The sequence below is a fragment of the Megasphaera elsdenii DSM 20460 genome (assembly GCF_003010495.1).
GTDB lineage: Bacteria > Bacillota > Negativicutes > Veillonellales > Megasphaeraceae > Megasphaera > Megasphaera elsdenii.
Genome location: NZ_CP027570.1, coordinates 327,421 through 345,344, shown reverse-complemented (window position 1 = coordinate 345,344; position 17,924 = coordinate 327,421). Strand labels below are relative to the sequence as shown.

12 protein-coding genes are annotated in these 17,924 nt (G+C 46.4%); all 12 read left to right on the top strand.

Features of this window, described 5'->3' with window-relative positions:
• The first annotated feature begins 94 nt into the window (after window positions 1-94).
• Window positions 95-1,084, top strand: a complete 990-nt coding sequence (locus tag C6362_RS01635; protein ID WP_198407948.1) for a phosphate/phosphite/phosphonate ABC transporter substrate-binding protein — start codon at window positions 95-97, stop codon at window positions 1,082-1,084.
• Between the two features lie 22 nt (window positions 1,085-1,106).
• Window positions 1,107-1,856 carry a phosphonate ABC transporter ATP-binding protein gene (gene phnC, locus C6362_RS01630; protein ID WP_014015028.1) on the top strand — a complete coding sequence of 250 codons (750 nt, stop codon included), beginning with the start codon at window positions 1,107-1,109 and terminating at the stop codon, window positions 1,854-1,856.
• Window positions 1,853-3,400: a PhnE/PtxC family ABC transporter permease gene (locus tag C6362_RS01625; RefSeq protein WP_014015027.1), complete on the top strand. Its 1,548-nt coding sequence runs from the start codon at window positions 1,853-1,855 to the stop codon at window positions 3,398-3,400. Before phnC ends, C6362_RS01625 begins: the two co-directional genes overlap by 4 nt.
• A gap of 417 nt (window positions 3,401-3,817) precedes the next feature.
• Window positions 3,818-4,213: a hypothetical protein gene (locus tag C6362_RS01620; protein WP_041647050.1), complete on the top strand. Its 396-nt coding sequence runs from the start codon at window positions 3,818-3,820 to the stop codon at window positions 4,211-4,213.
• 116 nt (window positions 4,214-4,329) lie between these two features.
• Complete coding sequence (locus tag C6362_RS01615) at window positions 4,330-6,693, top strand: hemagglutinin repeat-containing protein (protein WP_014015026.1); 2,364 nt, start codon at window positions 4,330-4,332, stop codon at window positions 6,691-6,693.
• Between the two features lie 14 nt (window positions 6,694-6,707).
• Complete coding sequence (locus C6362_RS01610; protein ID WP_014015025.1) at window positions 6,708-7,082, top strand: DUF805 domain-containing protein; 375 nt, start codon at window positions 6,708-6,710, stop codon at window positions 7,080-7,082.
• Between the two features lie 37 nt (window positions 7,083-7,119).
• On the top strand, window positions 7,120-10,233 hold the full coding sequence (locus C6362_RS01605; RefSeq protein ID WP_014015024.1) for a hemagglutinin repeat-containing protein: 3,114 nt from the start codon (window positions 7,120-7,122) through the stop codon (window positions 10,231-10,233).
• A gap of 5 nt (window positions 10,234-10,238) precedes the next feature.
• Complete coding sequence (locus tag C6362_RS01600; RefSeq protein WP_157868791.1) at window positions 10,239-10,640, top strand: hypothetical protein; 402 nt, start codon at window positions 10,239-10,241, stop codon at window positions 10,638-10,640.
• Window positions 10,613-11,191 carry a hypothetical protein gene (locus C6362_RS01595; RefSeq protein WP_162137550.1) on the top strand — a complete coding sequence of 193 codons (579 nt, stop codon included), beginning with the start codon at window positions 10,613-10,615 and terminating at the stop codon, window positions 11,189-11,191. The genes C6362_RS01600 and C6362_RS01595 overlap by 28 nt, the downstream gene beginning before the upstream one ends.
• Window positions 11,192-11,651: 460 nt before the next feature.
• Window positions 11,652-14,771, top strand: coding sequence for a type I restriction-modification system endonuclease (gene hsdR, locus C6362_RS01590; RefSeq protein WP_014015022.1), 3,120 nt, complete (start codon window positions 11,652-11,654; stop codon window positions 14,769-14,771).
• A gap of 15 nt (window positions 14,772-14,786) precedes the next feature.
• Window positions 14,787-16,235, top strand: coding sequence for a class I SAM-dependent DNA methyltransferase (locus tag C6362_RS01585; RefSeq protein WP_014015021.1), 1,449 nt, complete (start codon window positions 14,787-14,789; stop codon window positions 16,233-16,235).
• Window positions 16,228-17,757 (top strand): restriction endonuclease subunit S, encoded by a 1,530-nt coding sequence (locus tag C6362_RS01580; protein ID WP_014015020.1) that lies wholly within the window; start codon window positions 16,228-16,230, stop codon window positions 17,755-17,757. Before C6362_RS01585 ends, C6362_RS01580 begins: the two co-directional genes overlap by 8 nt.
• Window positions 17,758-17,924: the final 167 nt, after the last annotated feature.

Below are 17,924 nucleotides of genomic sequence, written 5' to 3'. Positions count from 1 at the left end.
CTCTTTTTTTGTATGGCTGTAATGTGTATTATTATATTGTTGTGAGGAGTCGATGATGATGAAAAAATGGCAAGTCTTGATATCTGCACTGCTTATGAGTTGTGTATTCCTGTCTGGTTGTGGCAGCAGCGATACGCAGAAGAGCGGGTCGAAAGAGGTAGAAGAATTAAAAATTGCCGTATCTCCTTATCAGGATGCTGATACCATCCAGACGAAAACGGAACCGCTGGGGAAGATGATTCAGGAAAAAATGAAGGAAAAAGGATACAATATCAAGAAAGTAACTATCAATGTCGGTACCTCTTATAATGCTGTCGGAGAAGCGCTGAGTTCGGGCAGTGCCGATATGGGTTTCATTTCCGGCGCTACGTATGTCATGTATGACAACGATGTTGATGTACTGTTGACGGCTCTACGCCAGGGCATTGACAAGGATACGACAGATTTGTCTGTTTGGAATAACGGCATACCGGAAGTGTTCAAGAAGGATTTGGTAAAGTATTATCGATCGGCAATCGTTGTCGGGCCCAGTGCCAAAGGGCAGGCGCTTCTTGCCAAGGTAAAACGGGGGGAAAAGCCAACATGGGATGAATTGAATGACTTGACCTGGGGCGTCATGAGTCCGGCATCTGCTTCGGGGTATCTGTATCCGTCATTGTGGTTGAAGGATAATTATGGCAAGAAGATTTCTGATCTGTCCCATGTTGTACAGTCTGATTCATATACGACTTTGACAGCGCGCCTGGCATCGGGACAGGTAGATGTCATCGTGGCTTATTCACATATCCGCGCCCATATGGCCAAAAACTGGCAGGAAAAATTTGGCGGTACGGCGGATATCTGGTCTCAGACCGGTGTCATTGGCGTAACGGATAAGATTTATAATGATACGGTCAGTGTCAGCAAGACCAGCAAGGTCATGCAGGATGAAAATTTCCGCAAGGCTCTGGGCGAATCGCTCATTGAAATCGGAAAGACCGATGAAGGCTTGAAGGTATTACAGACACTGGGTCATAAAGGATATGACTGGGCACAGAGTTCGGATTATGATGGCGAACGAAAAGTTCAAAAAGAATTGAAATAATGATGTGAAAAGGGGAAGAATCATGGCTATGCTGGAATTAAAACACATCTGCCAGTCATATAAGAAAGGAAAGCCTGTCCTGCGTGATATATCTTTTACGATTCCGGCCGGACAGTTCGTATCGGTCATTGGTCCCAGCGGTGCCGGTAAGACAACGCTACTTCGCCTGTTCAATCATATGGTATGTCCTGATTCAGGAGAAGTCTGGATTGACGAAGTTCGATTCGATACGCTGAAAAGCCGGAAGCGACGGACTATTCAACAGCGGGTCGGCATGATTTTCCAAGATTTCTGTCTGGTCGATACGTGTACGTGTTTGCAGAATGTGCTCAATGGCTGCTTGGCCCGGATTCCGCTCTGGCGGGCCCTGTCAGGTTTCTTCCCTCGGGTGGAAAGAGAAAAAGCGCTGGCGGCATTGGAAGCTGTGGGAATGGAAGAATACCGCCAGACGCTGGCTCATGCCCTGAGTGGAGGACAGAAACAGCGTGTAGCTATTGCCCGGACGCTGATGCAGGATGCTACGATTCTCCTGGCCGATGAACCGGTCGCCTCGCTGGACCCGCTAACAGCCCGGCAGGTATTAGAGCTCATGTGCAGGCTGCAAAAAGAACAGGGCCTTACCGTCGTCATGAACAGCCATAACGTGGAACAGGCACGGACCTGGTCGGACCGAATTATCGGGTTGAAAGATGGACGGATATTTTTTGACGGGGCCCCGGCAGACTGGACAGAAGACCGGCTGCAGGCCTTGTATGGGAGGCAGACGTCATGAGGTATTCCTTGCGCCGTACGGTCATGGTGCTGCTGTTTCTGGCATTAACTATCCTCTGCGGGGAAAGTGCCGGCGTGTCTTTATCACTCTTATTGCGGCGAGGTGTGCGTTTCTTCGATATTGCCGGAGCCATGATACCTCCGGATATGTCCTATGGCCGGATCGTACTGGCACCACTTTGGGCCACGGTGCAGATGTCCCTGGCCGGTACAGGCATCGGAGCTGTGCTGGGATTGGTGGGGGGCTCCTTTGCCAGTGCCTATCTCAATCCTCATGCCTGGCTGCGTGTTCCGTTCAAGGCAGTCATCCATCTCATCCGTACTATCCCGGCTCTGATCCTGGCACTTTTGTGCACCTTTCTCGTCGGTTTGGGAACGCTGGCAGGGACACTGGCCCTGAGCATATATACGACAGCGGTCATGGCCCGTATGGGTTATGAAGATATGGAAAATGCTGACCAGAAAGCAGCCAAAGCGCTGGAAGCGGCGGGATGCGGCCGTCTGCGGGCGTTCATTCGCACTATCCTTCCGGTGGTGCTGGCAGGATATCTGATTAATGTATTGTATATGCTGGAAGCCAATGTGCGTCATGCGGCTATCCTTGGCTACGTCGGGGCCGGTGGTATCGGCCTGTTGCTGAATGAAAGGCTGGCCTGGCGCGAATACAGTGAAGTTGGCATGATTCTATTACTGTTATATGGGGTTGTCATATTGACCGAAGGAGTCAGTGAATGGCTGCGCCAGGTCCTTTCTGGTAAAAGACATTTATCCCGGACAGAAAAGACGGTATTGGGACTAGTATTGGCCGGGTTATTTCTTTCCTCTTTTCAGACGCTGGTTCTGCCAGATACAGATGGGAAGGGAATGGCAGCCGCTGCGGCTATGGTACAGGGAATCATTCATCCCGACTGGTCTATGATATGTTCTTTAGCTCATGATGGCGTTCCCTGGTTATTATATGAAACATTTTGCATTGCTTTTCTGGGTACACTAGGGGGAACGGTCATTGCTGCCTGGTTTTCCTTTACCGCTAGTTTCCGGCTCTTTTCTGCACCAGCAGCACTGGCTTCCCGGCTGATATTGTTGCTCATCCGCACTGTTCCCGTCTTTGTATATGGCTTGATGTGGATTCGCGTTACCGGTCCTGGGCCTTTTGCCGGTGTGCTGACACTGACTCTGTGCAGTGTGGGCCTCCTGGCCAAGCGGTTCCTCATCGCTATCGACGATATTCATCTGGAGCCGTACCGCGCATGCCGGGGCATGGGGGTTTCTGCCGTGCGATCTGTCCGTTGGGCTGTCCTGCCCCAATTGGGACCTCGTTACGGAGCGGCTATCCTGTACCGGTTAGATATCAATCTGCGTGATGCTGCCATCCTGGGTCTGGTCGGTGCCGGTGGCATCGGTACCCCGCTGATTTTGGCGATGATGCATTATGAATGGGCCGCTGCCGGAGCCTTGTTATGGGGGATGGTAGGAATGGTGACGGTCGTTGAAATATTTTCGGAATGGCTGCGTAAAAAACAGCGGATCAACAACATGTCATAATGAATCCATCTTGTCATCATAAAGAATACGATAACCACGCGGTTCATGAGCCGCATGGTTATTTTTTTACGGCCTGCGTTCATTTTCATCGCCTCTATGCGATACCGTAGGGGACGCCCAAAGGGCGTACCGCTGTGAATCCTGTACATAGCCGGAATTTATGACAGATGGCACATGGTCGTAATACAATCATGAAATTGACGCGGCGAAGCCGCATCGGAATCCGGGAAAAATAAAGGAAATCTGACAGCTGTTGGCGAAAATATTTAAGGTAGGAATGTATCTTTCACGGCCAATGGGGAGATGTCCGTCTCTAGGCCGGTACGAATGAGGAAGCCTTCTGTGACAGCTGTCAGAGCTATATTGACAAATATCACAAATCTAGATGCGCGCAAGGAGAACTGAAGGAGAAATAAAATGGATTTTAAAGATATAATATATTGTGTTGGCATAAGTATACTTTTATTCGAAATATTAAAATCATTTATTTTTAGAGTAAAACAAACAGATAAAGAAAAAATATTATTGAGATATGTGCCTAAAAAACAATTTTTTATTATTAGCATTATATTTTCCGCAGCGTTGTTTAATTTTATATGTGTAATCATTATGAAGCCAGATGAAGTGTACTATTTTTTTTCGGCAATTTTTACACTTATTTTTTTCTTCATTTGGTATGGCGTAATGATTTATGGAAGAAGGAATTATTTGCGAGCTCAACATAAGTCCATGAAAGAAATTTATGTTAATTTAATAATATGGATTATAGCTGCACTTTATTTCGGCATACTAATCATTTTATACCTATCGTAAACGCTACATAATGCCAAGAGTGTTATGTGATAGATTGATATGATTTTAAAGTTAATGATATTAATGAATGGACTGGAAATACCACCACCAAAGCTAAAGGAATTGGTAATGTCCTCGTGTTACTGTTTTATCAAGCTAATGTTCCTAGTCCTGCCTTCAAAATTTCTAAATTACCTTACCGTAGTGAACTTCCTATTGAATCCTTCCGCGGCGCCGTCCGCACGGCCCAGTCGCGGGACAATAAGACCTTGCAGGGCTTGGAACTGGTAGAAGCCGGCCGGAACCTCCGGAAGGATCTGAAAGGAAAATCGCCTGCCGATGTGACGTCAGTTGGCCTGCACGTCGGGATTGGCTCCAGCTCCTTCAAACAGGAATCAGAAGTGAATCATCAGACCTATGCCGGCGGCCGGATGATGAGTGCCGGCGACGTGACGGTCCGGGCTGAAAGTTCACCGAAAAATAAAGGAAATCTGACGGCGGTTGGCGAATCTATTCAAGGGAAGAATGTATCCCTCACGGCCAGCGGAGCTGTCCGCCTCCAGGCCGGTACGAATGAAGAAACCATCCGCGACAGCTATCAGAGCCATGGCGCTTCAATCGGAGCGTCCTTCCATGGCGGCCTGACCAGTATCGACGCATCGTATGGCAAGATGAAAGACCAAGGGACGACGACGCGCGTCACCCATACGGGCAGCCACGTCACGGCACAAGACCGCCTGATGATGAGTTCTGGAAAGGATACAACCCTCGTCGGTTCCCAGCTCCAGGGACAGTCTGTGACCGTAAAGACGGGCGGAAATCTGCACATCGAAAGTGTACAGGATTCAGAGACCTACCGGGGTAATCGTTCGTCGACTGGAATTAGCGTAGCTTATTCCCCCTCTGTTGACGTCCAGGAAAATTTCTTGCCACAAGGGACCCATGCTACGCATTTCACCTATACTGGGACGGGGGCGAAAAGTGGAAACGCTTCGTACAGCCGTGGGAAGACGACCAGTGATTACGCCAGCGTGACCGAACAGGCCGGTATCTATGCCGGTGACCAGGGGTATGATGTGGATGTGAACAAGGATACCCAACTCAAAGGGGCTGTCATCGCCAGCACGGCCGATGCCAACCGTAATCACCTGACGACCGGCACCCTGCACCTGGAAGACATCCAGAATAAGGCCGCTTATGACGTAAAAAATACCGGTGTGGCTTATAACCACTATGCGTCAGACCAGGAACGCAACCAGCATTTCAACGAAACCGGCCTCACACCGGATATTTTGCCAGGTGCTGCTAAAGATGCACATTCAGTCACCCGGTCAGCCATTTCCCAGGGGACGATTCAAGTCACCCAAGGAGTCACGGATGTGACGAAAATCAACCGTGATACAGCCCATGCCCTACAGACGCTGAATCACATCTTTGATAAGCAGAAAGTAGAAGAACGGCAGGAACTGGCCCGACTCTTTGCGAAAAATGCAGATGAACTGCTTCATTACTATGACCGCGACGGCAAATTCGATAAAGCCCTGGCTCATGGCCTTGTAGCCGAAATCACGAGCCAGCTTGCCGGAAATAAGGCCGGCAGTGGCTTTGCCGCGGGCATGACGAATGAACTGCTCATGAATAAGATTAAAGAATGGGCGGGAAATGACCCGGCCAAAGCCCAATGGATTAGCGCAGCTTTGGGTGCTACTGTCAATGCGGCTACCGGCAAGAATATCCAGACAGGCGGAGCTACAGCACAGTATGGTATCAAATGGAATGGATTAGATCATTTTCAACAAAGTTTTGATGGGGATGGATCATATCCGTCGATTGCTCAATACTTACACGAAAACTTAGAACAAGGCAATTTCAATGGAGTTATCATGGTTTTAGAAAGTGCGTACATCATTAGCAGAGATAATCCTGATGTACCTGAAGTTGGTGAGAATGATTTTATATATACATTTAATAGAGCTGCTCAATATTTGGGTATAACTTATAAGTATTGTTCGGATTTTACAATGACAGAAAATTTGCGTGAGTTATTGCGCTTATATGCAGAAACACTTCCTAAACGAACTAGAGCTAGCGTAGAAGGGCATCTAGGAATAGGATTAGGAGGGAAGATTGGTTTTATTTCCATTGGGGGAAATGTTTATTTGAATATATCTACAAATTCACCTTTAACAATTAATAATAATGGAGAGATTGGTCTTTTTGATGGCCTTTTAGGAAGTAGTTATGAACGTTCATATAATCCACAAACTGGTTCTTATACTGAAGACTTTTCCATATTATCAAATTTGAAGCCAATAGGCACTACATATACAGGAAAAGACGTGTATTTAAGTATTGGTGGAGAAATTTATGTTGGGGGCGGAGGAGGATTATTATTAAAAATTAATACTATTAAATTAGCTGAAGATATGGGCTTGATTCCTCGGACTGTGGATAAAGTAGGACGGGAATACATTGAAATGCTTATAAAGGATGAAATATAAATGGAGGTATAAGTATGCTCCCCAAAAAATATAAAGAGATATGGAAAAAGTATTTTTCTTTTCAAGGAAACATCAATTTATTAGAATATCGGAGACGTTTTTTGCATATTAATATTGTTTACTTTTTGGGTGTAGTTATTTTAAGTGCCATTCTATTGTCGTTACATTTTGCCAACCTTTTGGATGATTTGTTTATTTCGATTTTTATATCTTTATTTTTAATTTTATATCAATTTCTCTTTTCTTGGTTGGTAATAGTTATTAGTGTAAAAAGATTGCATGATGTAAACAAAAGTGGTTATTGGATGTTTGCAATATTTATGCCTGTATTGGGAATATTATTGATTATTTATTGGATTACTAGACCGAGTGTAGATAACAAGACATAATCTTGCACTAGCGGCGACGGCCTATACCGAGGTCAAGTTGTCCGGCGTTCTCGGTGCCGGATTGGGCGTCCTCATCGGGACCCAGCAGACAAAGGATAATTATGAAGGAGAATGGAAAACCCAGGTCGGCAGTACCCTGGCATCGACAGGCGGCAGCCTGACCCTGGCTGCGGGCGATACGGCCCATTTGACGACAGCCGATGTCTTCGGCCAGCAGGGCGTGACCTTGACGGGACAGGAAGTGCTCGTCGATGGGGCGACGAATGAAGCCCACGAAAAACGGACCCATGAAGAATCCCGGTCGGGCCTGAGCCTCAGTCTGAGTAATTCGGCCATTTCGGCGGGTGAAACCTTCCGCGGTGCCGTCCGCACGGCCCAGTCGCGGGACAATAAGACCTTGCAGGGCTTGGAACTGGTAGAAGCCGGCCGGAACCTCCGGAAGGACCTGAAAGGCAAATCGCCTGCCGATGTGACGTCAGTTGGCCTGCATGTCGGGATTGGCTCCAGTTCCTTTAAACAGGAATCAGAAGTGAATCAGCAGACCTATGTCGGCGGCCGGATGATGAGTGCCGGCGACGTGACGGTCCGGGCTGAAAGTTCACCGAAAAATAAAGGAAATCTGACGGCGGTTGGCGAATCTATTCAAGGGAAGAATGTATCCCTCACGGCCAGCGGAGCCGTCCGCCTCCAGGCCGGTACGAATGAAGAAACCATCCGTGACAGTTATCAGAGTCATGGCGCTTCCATCGGAGCGTCCTTCCATGGCGGCCTGACCAGTATCGACGCATCGTATGGCAAGATGAAAGACCAAGGGACGACGACGCGCGTCACCCATACGGGCAGCCACGTCACGGCACAAGACCGCCTGATGACGAGTTCTGGAAAGGATACAACCCTCGTCGGTTCCCAGCTCCAGGGACAGTCTGTGACCGTAAAGACGGGCGGAAATCTGCACATCGAAAGTGTACAGGATTCAGAGACCTACCGGGGTAATCGTTCGTCGACTGGAATTAGCGTAGCTTATTCCCCCTCTATTGACGTCCAGGAAAATTTCTTGCCACAAGGGACCCATGCTACGCATTTCACCTATACTGGGACGGGGGCGAAAAGTGGAAACGCTTCGTACAGCCGTGGGAAGACGACCAGTGATTACGCCAGCGTGACCGAACAGGCCGGTATCTATGCCGGTGACCAGGGGTATGATGTGGATGTGAACAAGGATACCCAACTCAAAGGGGCTGTCATCGCCAGCACGGCCGATGCCAACCGTAATCACCTGACGACCGGCACCCTGCACCTGGAAGATATCCAGAATAAGGCCGCTTATGACGTAAAAAATACCGGTGTGGCTTATAACCACTATGCGTCAGACCAGGAACGCAACCAGCATTTCAATGAAACCGGCCTCACACCGGATATTTTGCCAGGCACCACTAAAGATGCTCATTCAGTCACCCGGTCAGCCATTTCCCAGGGGACGATTCAAGTCACCCAAGGAGTCACGGATGTGACGAAGATCAACCGTGATACAGCCCATGCCCTACAGACGCTGGACCACATCTTTGATAAGCAGAAAGTAGAAGAACGGCAGGAACTGGCCCGGCTCTTTGCGAAAAATGCAGATGAACTGCTCCATTACTATGACCGCGATGGCAAATTCGATAAAGCCCTGGCTCATGGCCTTGTAGCCGAAATCACGAGCCGGATTGCTGGAAATAAGGCCGGCAGTGGCTTTGCCGCGGGCATGACGAATGAACTGCTCATTAATAAGATTAAAGAATGGGCAGGAAATGACCCGGCTAAAGCCCAATGGATCAGCGCAACTTTGGGTGCTACTGTCAATGCGGCTGCCGGCAAGAATATCCAGACAGGCGGAGCTACAGCACAGTATGGAACGAAATGGAATGATGAACTTGCTGCTGAGGTTTATGCTGCCGCGCTTCTTTTAGAGGATGGCGCAGGAGAAATCGCAGGAGCAACGGTAGGCAGCATAGGTGTAGCAGGTGCCCTCATCCTGGGTGGTACACAAGAAGCTGGCGGCGACGTTTCTTATAATACGGATGCAAATGATTGGAACTATGAAAGTGTGTTAAATGTAGAAAATAATTATCCCAATAGTGGCTCATCATCAGACGATAATATTGATAATTATGATGACAGCGATACATCGGAATCAGTTTCCACTTCACCAGAATCAGTCCCTATTGATCCTCCGGTAACATACCAAGAGGTAGTGGCTGAAGATGGCTCTATTCATAAAATGGGTAGTGATGGGAGCAATATAGTTACAGGAAAATATCAAATTGACGGGCATCTATATTCTGATGATGGCGGATATGATCAACTACATCGCAGATTTTTAACTGGCATTGATACCGGTAATCTTTATAGCGGTTATTATCAGACTGCTGATGGAGAGGATGATTGGAAAGAATTGCCTTATGATAGAATCCATAATAAATTTGGAAATATTGAATTATCGAATCCACAAAACGAAACAGCACAGTTGTTAGATGTCACTTATGGCGAAGAATCGGTACTTGATGGAGCGGATATTGTTTATTCCGCACCCAGAAAAATGTATGTTGATACAAAAATGGAAGCTCCTATACCTGTGTCTTTTGTAAATGAACATAAAGACAAAATTATTCCTTCTTCGCTGCCGCCAGCAGCTATGCAAGTAAGCGATGATGGATTTACGGCAATACCTCCAGCCCCTAAAAAGCCCAATGATGCTGATTTAGCTTTGATTGGAAGTGGCATTGCTCTTTCACAACCAGTTCAACGAAAAGTACCGGTTCCGGACAATGCAATGACCCGATATTCCGCAGATGTCCTGAAAGAAAATGTGCTTAGTACCGGTGATGATACAGTCCTTAAAGCAGTTGGCAAAGATTTGAAGCCGTTGGGGACGCTAGATGATTTTTATACAGCACGAGAAGATGTGCAAAATTATATCGTTCCTTATGGACATATTTTTGCTGTATCAGATGTTTTTTTACCTACGGCAGGAGGAGCCTATATTGGATACTTTGCTGGTAGATTAGGATACGACCCATTAGTTAATACTATATTGGGAAAAGTAATGATTTCTAGAATTTTAGATAGCATTAAAAATGATAACTTAAAAAATCTAAAAAAGAGGAAGTGATGCTTATGCTGGCCAGTCATTCTTCGAATAATATTTTGATTTTTGGTTGCTTTTTGATTATATATGCTCAAAGCATTCATCTTTCTCGATTTAACATCTATCGACGAAGAACGATACCTTTTATATTATATTCATCGAGTTTTGGTATCACAGGGATTGCATTAATCAGCATGGTAATCTTCTTAAAGGCTGATAGTGCTTTTAATTATTCGATAGTCTTGTATATTTTAGGGCTATTAATCAAAGCGCTGGGAAAACTCATATATGCGAGACAACAAAATGATGAAAAAGTGTATAAAGAAACTTTATTTCCCTTTAAAGTTATGGGACATTTTGTTGTTATGTCTAGCATTGTGATGGTTTTAGCTTCAATAATTATATGGATTATATACAAAATGCTTTATTAGTTGAGAAGGTAGTAGAGATGAAAAAATCAATGCATTTGGTAGCTATTCTCGTTGCGGTTGGAGTTGTTGCTTTACTTTATCCGCATGTGAAAGCTTTGATTGCTGAATACCGGCAGCCTGCTGAAAAGACGAAGGTCGTTCAAACCATTAAGGGAAAGCCGAAAGAAGGCGTCGTCAGTGCTTATGTACCGAATCAGCCAGTAGAAGATGATGACGGGTATCATGCACTCGTTATTGATAATAGTAATAATGAAAACCCCGTGTACGCACGCCTTTGGACAACCGGCGAGGATGCTCATCCAATCCGTGCTTTCACGATTTGTGAACACGGAAGTTTTAAAATGGAAAATCTGCCATCCGGTACTTATGAACTCCGTTTCAAGATGCTTTATGAGGGCAACGATGCTGTCGATGGCTATAAGGTCGATGGGATTGTATTGGAGCCAAAACAAGTAGAAGGTGGCGTCAGCTATCCTACGTACACCCTGCAAATAGCCCTGCGCAATGGAAAAGGAGAAGCCTCGAAACATACGTTAGCTAGCGACGTGTAAATATTAGATGCTCCATTTCTTTAATTTCTAACCTACGATATTGTTGGCTATCGTAGGTTAGCTTTTGTATAGCAATTACTACCAGAAGTATTTTTCTCATTGGACATATGGGACTGTTTGTACTATTTAAATGATATATATAAGGCTGATTGAGCTTATTTTCCGGGAATTTGGAGATGGCATGCAAGAGGTCAGGAGTTCGATCCTCCTTATCTCCACCATAAAGAATACGATAACCACGCGGTTCATGAGCCGTGTGGTTATTTTTTTTTTCAATCGGCCGCCTGCGCTCTGCGAACGGCGTATGATTTGCGGCTAGCTTCCCGACCTTACTTGAAGCCCGATAACTTCGTATGATAAAATATAAAAAAAGCAACACAAAGGGATGGTAACATTGGCAAATTTTGAGAGTAAGGAGTATCCCAGTCTGGCAAAATTAGCGGATAGCGCAGAGCTTTTGATGTATTCGGATGTCAAGAGCAGCTTGACTATTTTTGGCTCCTTTGCTGAACAGTTAACCAAACTGATTTTTCGCTTAGATGGCCTGAAGGATTGGAATTTACAGCAGAATGAGCGCATTTTGCGGATGCAGGCTTCGGGCAATGATTATCCATACAGCGTGACCGTGGCTTTGGACAAAATTCGCCGCTTGCGTAATAAGGCGGCTCATGAAGCTGATTTCCATCCCTCTCTTGAGGAGGCGCTCACTGTCGATCAGCGGGCCTTCTTTGTGTGGTGCTGGTTCCTGGAAACGTTCACCCAAGATGAAATAAAGCCTTATCAGAAGCCTCTAAATCAGCAGGCTGTCGTTGACAATCAGCAAAAGAAAATTGAAGAGTTGACGGCTGAGATTGAACAACTCCAGCATACGCAGTCCGTAAAGGTACCCGAAAGTGTGCGTGCTGAACGCCGACGTAAAAATAAAAAATTTGCAGCCCAAAACAGGTTAACAGAAGCACAGACACGGGAAATCATTGATCAGCAGCTTCGGGATGCGGGATGGGAAGCCGATACGCCAACCCTTAATAACTGGACGAAAGGGACGCTTCCGCAAAAGGGACACAATATGGCGATTGCCGAGTGGAAGCTGCCCCATAGAAGGGAACGGGCTGATTATGTCCTCTTTATCGGTGAACGCGCCGTAGGTATTGTCGAAGCCAAAAGGTATGGAGAAACGGTAGCCACCAGTGCGTTGGGACAAGCCTATGATTATTATAAGTACCTAAAGAACTCGGAAAAATATCAGATGGAGAACGTCGCATTTTTATTCGGCGCCAATGGACGGCCTTATTTATCTCAGATGAAAAGCCAGTCAGGTATCTGGTTTCGGGATATGCGCAATCAAAATCACCCCGATGGCCCTCTCGAAAGCTGGCTGACGCCGGATGATATCAAGATGAAGGAAATGGCCCGTCCCGAAGAGGATGCTGATTCGGCGTTGCAAAAGGACGATTACTATCCTGATTTTGCTGGACGCTATTATCAAAAGTTAGCTATCCAGAAAATTGAAGAGGCCATCGGCAAGCATAAGAACCGTATCCTGCTGGCTATGGCAACGGGGACCGGGAAGACGCGTACAGCTATTGCCCTGATGTACCGGCTGATTAAGCATAAACGGGCCCGCCGCATCTTATATCTTGTAGACCGGCAGTCACTGGCACAGCAGACGGCAGATGCCCTCAAAGATAACAAGGTAGAAGGCCAGTCCATCAGCAGTATTTATGGTGTCAAAGAATATGGTGATAAAAATCCGGAAGCCCATACCCGCATCCACATCGCCACCGTACAAGGGTTGGTACAGCGGCTGTTCCATAATGAAGAAGAGCTTCCCCAGCTTTCTCCGGGGACGTATGATTTTATCATCGTTGATGAAGCGCACCGCGGCTATTTAGAAGACCGCGAGATGAGCGATGAGGAAATGGAACATTACGACCCCAGTGAATATATCAGCCAATACCGCCGTGTCATCGACTACTTTGATGCCGTAGCCATTGGGATGACTGCGACGCCGGCTTTGAATACGGTCAATATTTTTGGCACCCCTGTCTATAGTTATACCTACCGGCAGGCCGTCCTTGATGGCTATTTGATGGACCATAATGCTCCTTATGTCATCACGACGGAACTTTCAAAAGAAGGCATTCATTTTCATAAAGATGAAGAAGTCGAAGTCTTTCATGAGTCCGATGCGTCTATCAAAAAATATCAGCTGCCCGATGATATGGATTTCGATGTCGATGCGTTCAATACGAAAGTCGTGACCGAATCCTTCAACCGTGTCGTTTGTCAGGCGTTGGCAGAACGGCTGGACCCGCTGGACCGCGAACTCGGCAAGACGCTTATCTTTGCCGCCCGTGATTCTCATGCCGACATGATAGTATACTTGCTGCAGGAAGCCTTTGCCAAAGCCGATAAGCCTTTACCGGCGAATGCCATCATGAAAATTACGGGCCATGATCGTCACAAAGAACAGCATATCCGGGAATTTAAAAATGAGGAATTCCCGAATATCGTCGTTACCGTAGACCTTTTGACGACGGGCATTGACGTGCCGTCCATTATGAACCTCGTGTTCATGCGTCGTGTGAAGTCCCGTATCTTATTTGAACAAATGCTGGGCCGTGCTACGCGCCTGTTCCCAGGCATGGACTATTTCAATATCTATGACGCCGTCGGACAATTCGCCAGTATGGAAAAAGTAACTGACATGAATTCCGTCATTCACGAAAAGAACGTCCATCGTTCTATGGAAGACCTCTTTCAGCTAGTTACGGAAGCTGAAAAGGAAGGGGACTTTGAAGAGTATCGGGATCAGCTGATTGCCAAAGTGCAGCGCAAGTTGCATCGCCTGAATGAGAAAGAACGAAAATCACTGGAAACGGCGACAGGTATCAAGGACCTCTTTCAATGGACCCGGTTATTGGAAAAAAGCGACCAGCAGGCCATGGTAAAAGAAGGACAGGCCATCTGGCTCATTGATGCTTTCCACAGGGATTCCCGGAAGGTCCTTATTTCCCATCAGGATGATATGCTGGTCGACGTGCGTCAGAGCTATGGCAAAACCGGGGAAGGCCCTGGCGATTATCTGGAAGAATTTAACGCCTTCATCAAGCATAACGTCAATGCCATTGCGGGCATCGGCGTCATCGTGAACCGTCCGAGAGATTTGACCTTGAAAGAGTTACAGCAAATTGATGCCATCCTTCAAACACAGGGGTTCCGGGAACGCGATTTGCAGTCTGCATGGCGGCAAGTGAATAAAGAAGCGACAGCGGCTAATATTATCAGCTTTATCCGCCAAGCCGCACTGGGGACACCGCTGGAGTCTGAAGACGCTCTGGTAGAACGCGCCATGAACAAGGTCTATGGCTTGGCAGAATGGACACCCACGCAGATGAAATGGTTGGAACGAATTAAAAAACAACTGCTCCTGAACAATGTCTTAGGGCCTAATGCCCAAGTCGCCTTCGATTCTAACGACGCCTTCCGCAGCCGGGGAGGCTATAAAGGGATGCAGCGGATTTTTAAAGATAAAACAGATGAAATTGTCGATGTCATTAATGATATCATATTTGCGTAATAGAAAGAGAAGATTATGACCAATCAGGAAATTGTACAACGTTTGTGGAATGAATGTAATGTCCTTCGGGATGATGGCATTACTTATCAGGATTATGTGACGGAACTTACGTATATTTTGTTCCTCAAGATGAGCAAGGAACAGGGCCAGGAAGAAGGAATCCCGGAACGATATCGTTGGGATGAGCTCAAAGCGAAAGAAGGGCTGGAACTCAAGACTTTCTACAAACAGATGCTCCTGGACCTGGGCAATGCCCAAAAGACGCCTAACCCTAAAGTCAATGCCATCTATAAGGATGCGTCGACCAGTATTGATGAGCCGGCCAACTTGGAAAAAATCATCAAGGATATTGATGAGCTCGACTGGTTTTCTGCCAGAGAAGAAGGGCTGGGCAACCTGTATGAAGGGCTGCTGGAGAAAAATGCTAATGAAACCAAGTCTGGCGCCGGCCAGTATTTTACACCGCGTCCCCTCATAAATATGATGGTGCGAATGGTACATCCTAAACCGGGAGAGCGCCTCTGTGATCCAGCAGCCGGGACTTTCGGCTTTATGGTAGCTGCCAATGACTATCTGAAAAAGCAGACTGATGATTATTTTGACTTGTCTGATGAGGAGCAGCAATTCCAGCGGCATGAAGCTTTTTCCGGCATGGAGCTGGTCCCGACTACTCATCGTCTGGCTCTTATGAATGAATATTTGCATGATATGGACGGACGCTTGGAACAGGGCGACAGCCTTTCGGCGGCAGGGAAATGGATGAAGGACTTCGACGTCATTTTGACCAATCCGCCCTTTGGTACGAAAAAGGGCGGTGAACGGGCTACCCGTGACGACCTTACTTATGCCACATCGAATAAGCAGCTCAATTTTTTGGAAATCATTTACAATGCCCTCAATCGAAAAGGGACAGCTCGTGCCGCTGTCGTAGTGCCGGATAATGTCCTCTTTGCCGATGGCGCAGGCGAACAGATTCGCCGTGACTTGATGAATAAATGCAATCTCCACACCATTCTGCGCCTTCCGTCCGGCATTTTCTACGCCCAGGGCGTGCAGACCAACGTCCTGTTCTTTGACCGTGGGACTACAGACCAAAATAATACAGCGGAAATCTGGATCTATGATATGCGCCATAAAATGCGCACTTTTGGCAAGCGCTCTCCTCTGAATGAAAGGGACTTCGCTGAATTCGAGAAACTGTACTGCCCTGACAATCGTACAGAACGTAAAGAAACGTATGATGCAAAAAACAACACTGAAGGACGGTGGCGCAAATTTACGAAAGCGGACATCGAGGCCCGGCCCAATACCAGTCTCGATATTTCCTGGATGACCGATGAAGAAGAAGCGGATACCCGCAGCCTTTCTGAAATCCTGACGGCCATGCAGGAAAAATCCGAAGAGATTGCCCAGGCCGTAGCCTTACTTAACCAGGAATTGGCGGGGGTGGATCAGGATGACTAAGAATCTCCACATCGACACCCAAGCCATGCGGGCCAAAATCCTCGACTTGGCCATACAGGGAAAACTTACGGACCAGCGGGAAGAAGACGGCAACGCACGGGACCTCCTGAGAGAGATACAGGCAGAAAAAGAAAAACTCATCAAAGAAAAGAAAATCAAGAAAGGAAAGCCACTGCCAGAGATAACAGAAGAAGAAAAGCCCTTTGAAATTCCTGAGAACTGGGAGTGGGTAAGACTGGGGGATATTGCTCAAGCAGTTAATGGAGATAGAGGGAAAAATTATCCCAAACGTGAAGAATATGTAGCTTCAGGAATAGCTTGGATTAATGCAGGACATATCACCGACGATGGATATTTAAATGCGGACAAGATGAATTATATAACCCCAAATAAGTATGATTCATTACGCAATGGAAAAATTCAAAGAAATGATTTACTGTTTTGTTTAAGAGGCTCATTTGGCAAAGTTGCTCGTATAGAACCCTTTTGTGAAGGGGCTATTGCCTCATCGCTGGCTATTATTCGACTATTTAACACTGCTCTGAGGGCATATCTTTTCATCTATTTAAAATCCCCACAAGCTGCCAATGAATTAAATAAATATGCAAATGGTACTGCGCAACCTAATTTAGCTGCCAAAGATGTTTTAAAATACCTTATTCCACTTCCACCACTGGCCGAACAACACCGCATTGCCGACAAGGTATCCGCTCTCTTTGCCCAGCTGGATGCCATCAATAAGGCCTATGAAGAATACCGGGAACTGCAACAAGCTATGAAAGCCAAACTGCTGGACCTGGCTATGCAAGGGAAACTCACGGACCAGCGAAAAGAAGACGGCGACGCACGGGACCTCTTTAATGACATTCAGAAAGAAAAACAGCGGCTCATAGCTGAAAAGAAAATCAAAAAAGAAAAGCCCCTGCCGGAAATCGAAGCGGATGAAATTCCCTTTGAAATTCCGACAAACTGGATGTGGGCGAGATTAGGAGATATTGTTAGTAAGACCATAAAGCGAGGCAAATCTCCTAAATATAGTATAACTGGAGATGTGTTAGTTTTTGCGCAAAAATGCAATACTAAGCCAGGTCGCATTAATTTAGAGCTTGCTAAGAAGCTGGATTTAAGTACATTAAAAAAATATCCTGAAGAAGAATTTATGCTATCTGGTGATATAGTTATTAATTCAACGGGAAATGGGACTATGGGACGTGTTGGATTCTTTCGGGATAAAGATAATCCGTATAATCTTAAAATTGTTCCAGATTCGCATGTTACTACGATTCGAGTTCTCCATGATTTGATTGATAGCCAATACATATTTTATTTCTTAAAGAAGTTACAACCCAAATTAGAGTCATCAGGTGATGGTTCGACAAATCAAAAAGAATTAAAAGCGACAATAATAGCTTCAATATGTATTCCCCTTCCTCCTCTGGACGAACAAAAACGCATCGTCGCCAAACTGGATGAACTGTTGCCGCTTTGTAATGTGCCTGGAGTGTACTCAAAGGGAAAATAACGATAGGCGGCTATTTTTGCGTTTGTCTTATCATTTTCTTCGCTTCCATGCGATATCGTAGGGGACGTCCTGTTAAGGCGTCCCGCTACGCGCAGAGGGTTTCCCGAAGCGTCGTTGTTAGTTTGAGTTTATAGCGGCGAAGCCGCATCTGAATCCGAGGAAAAGCC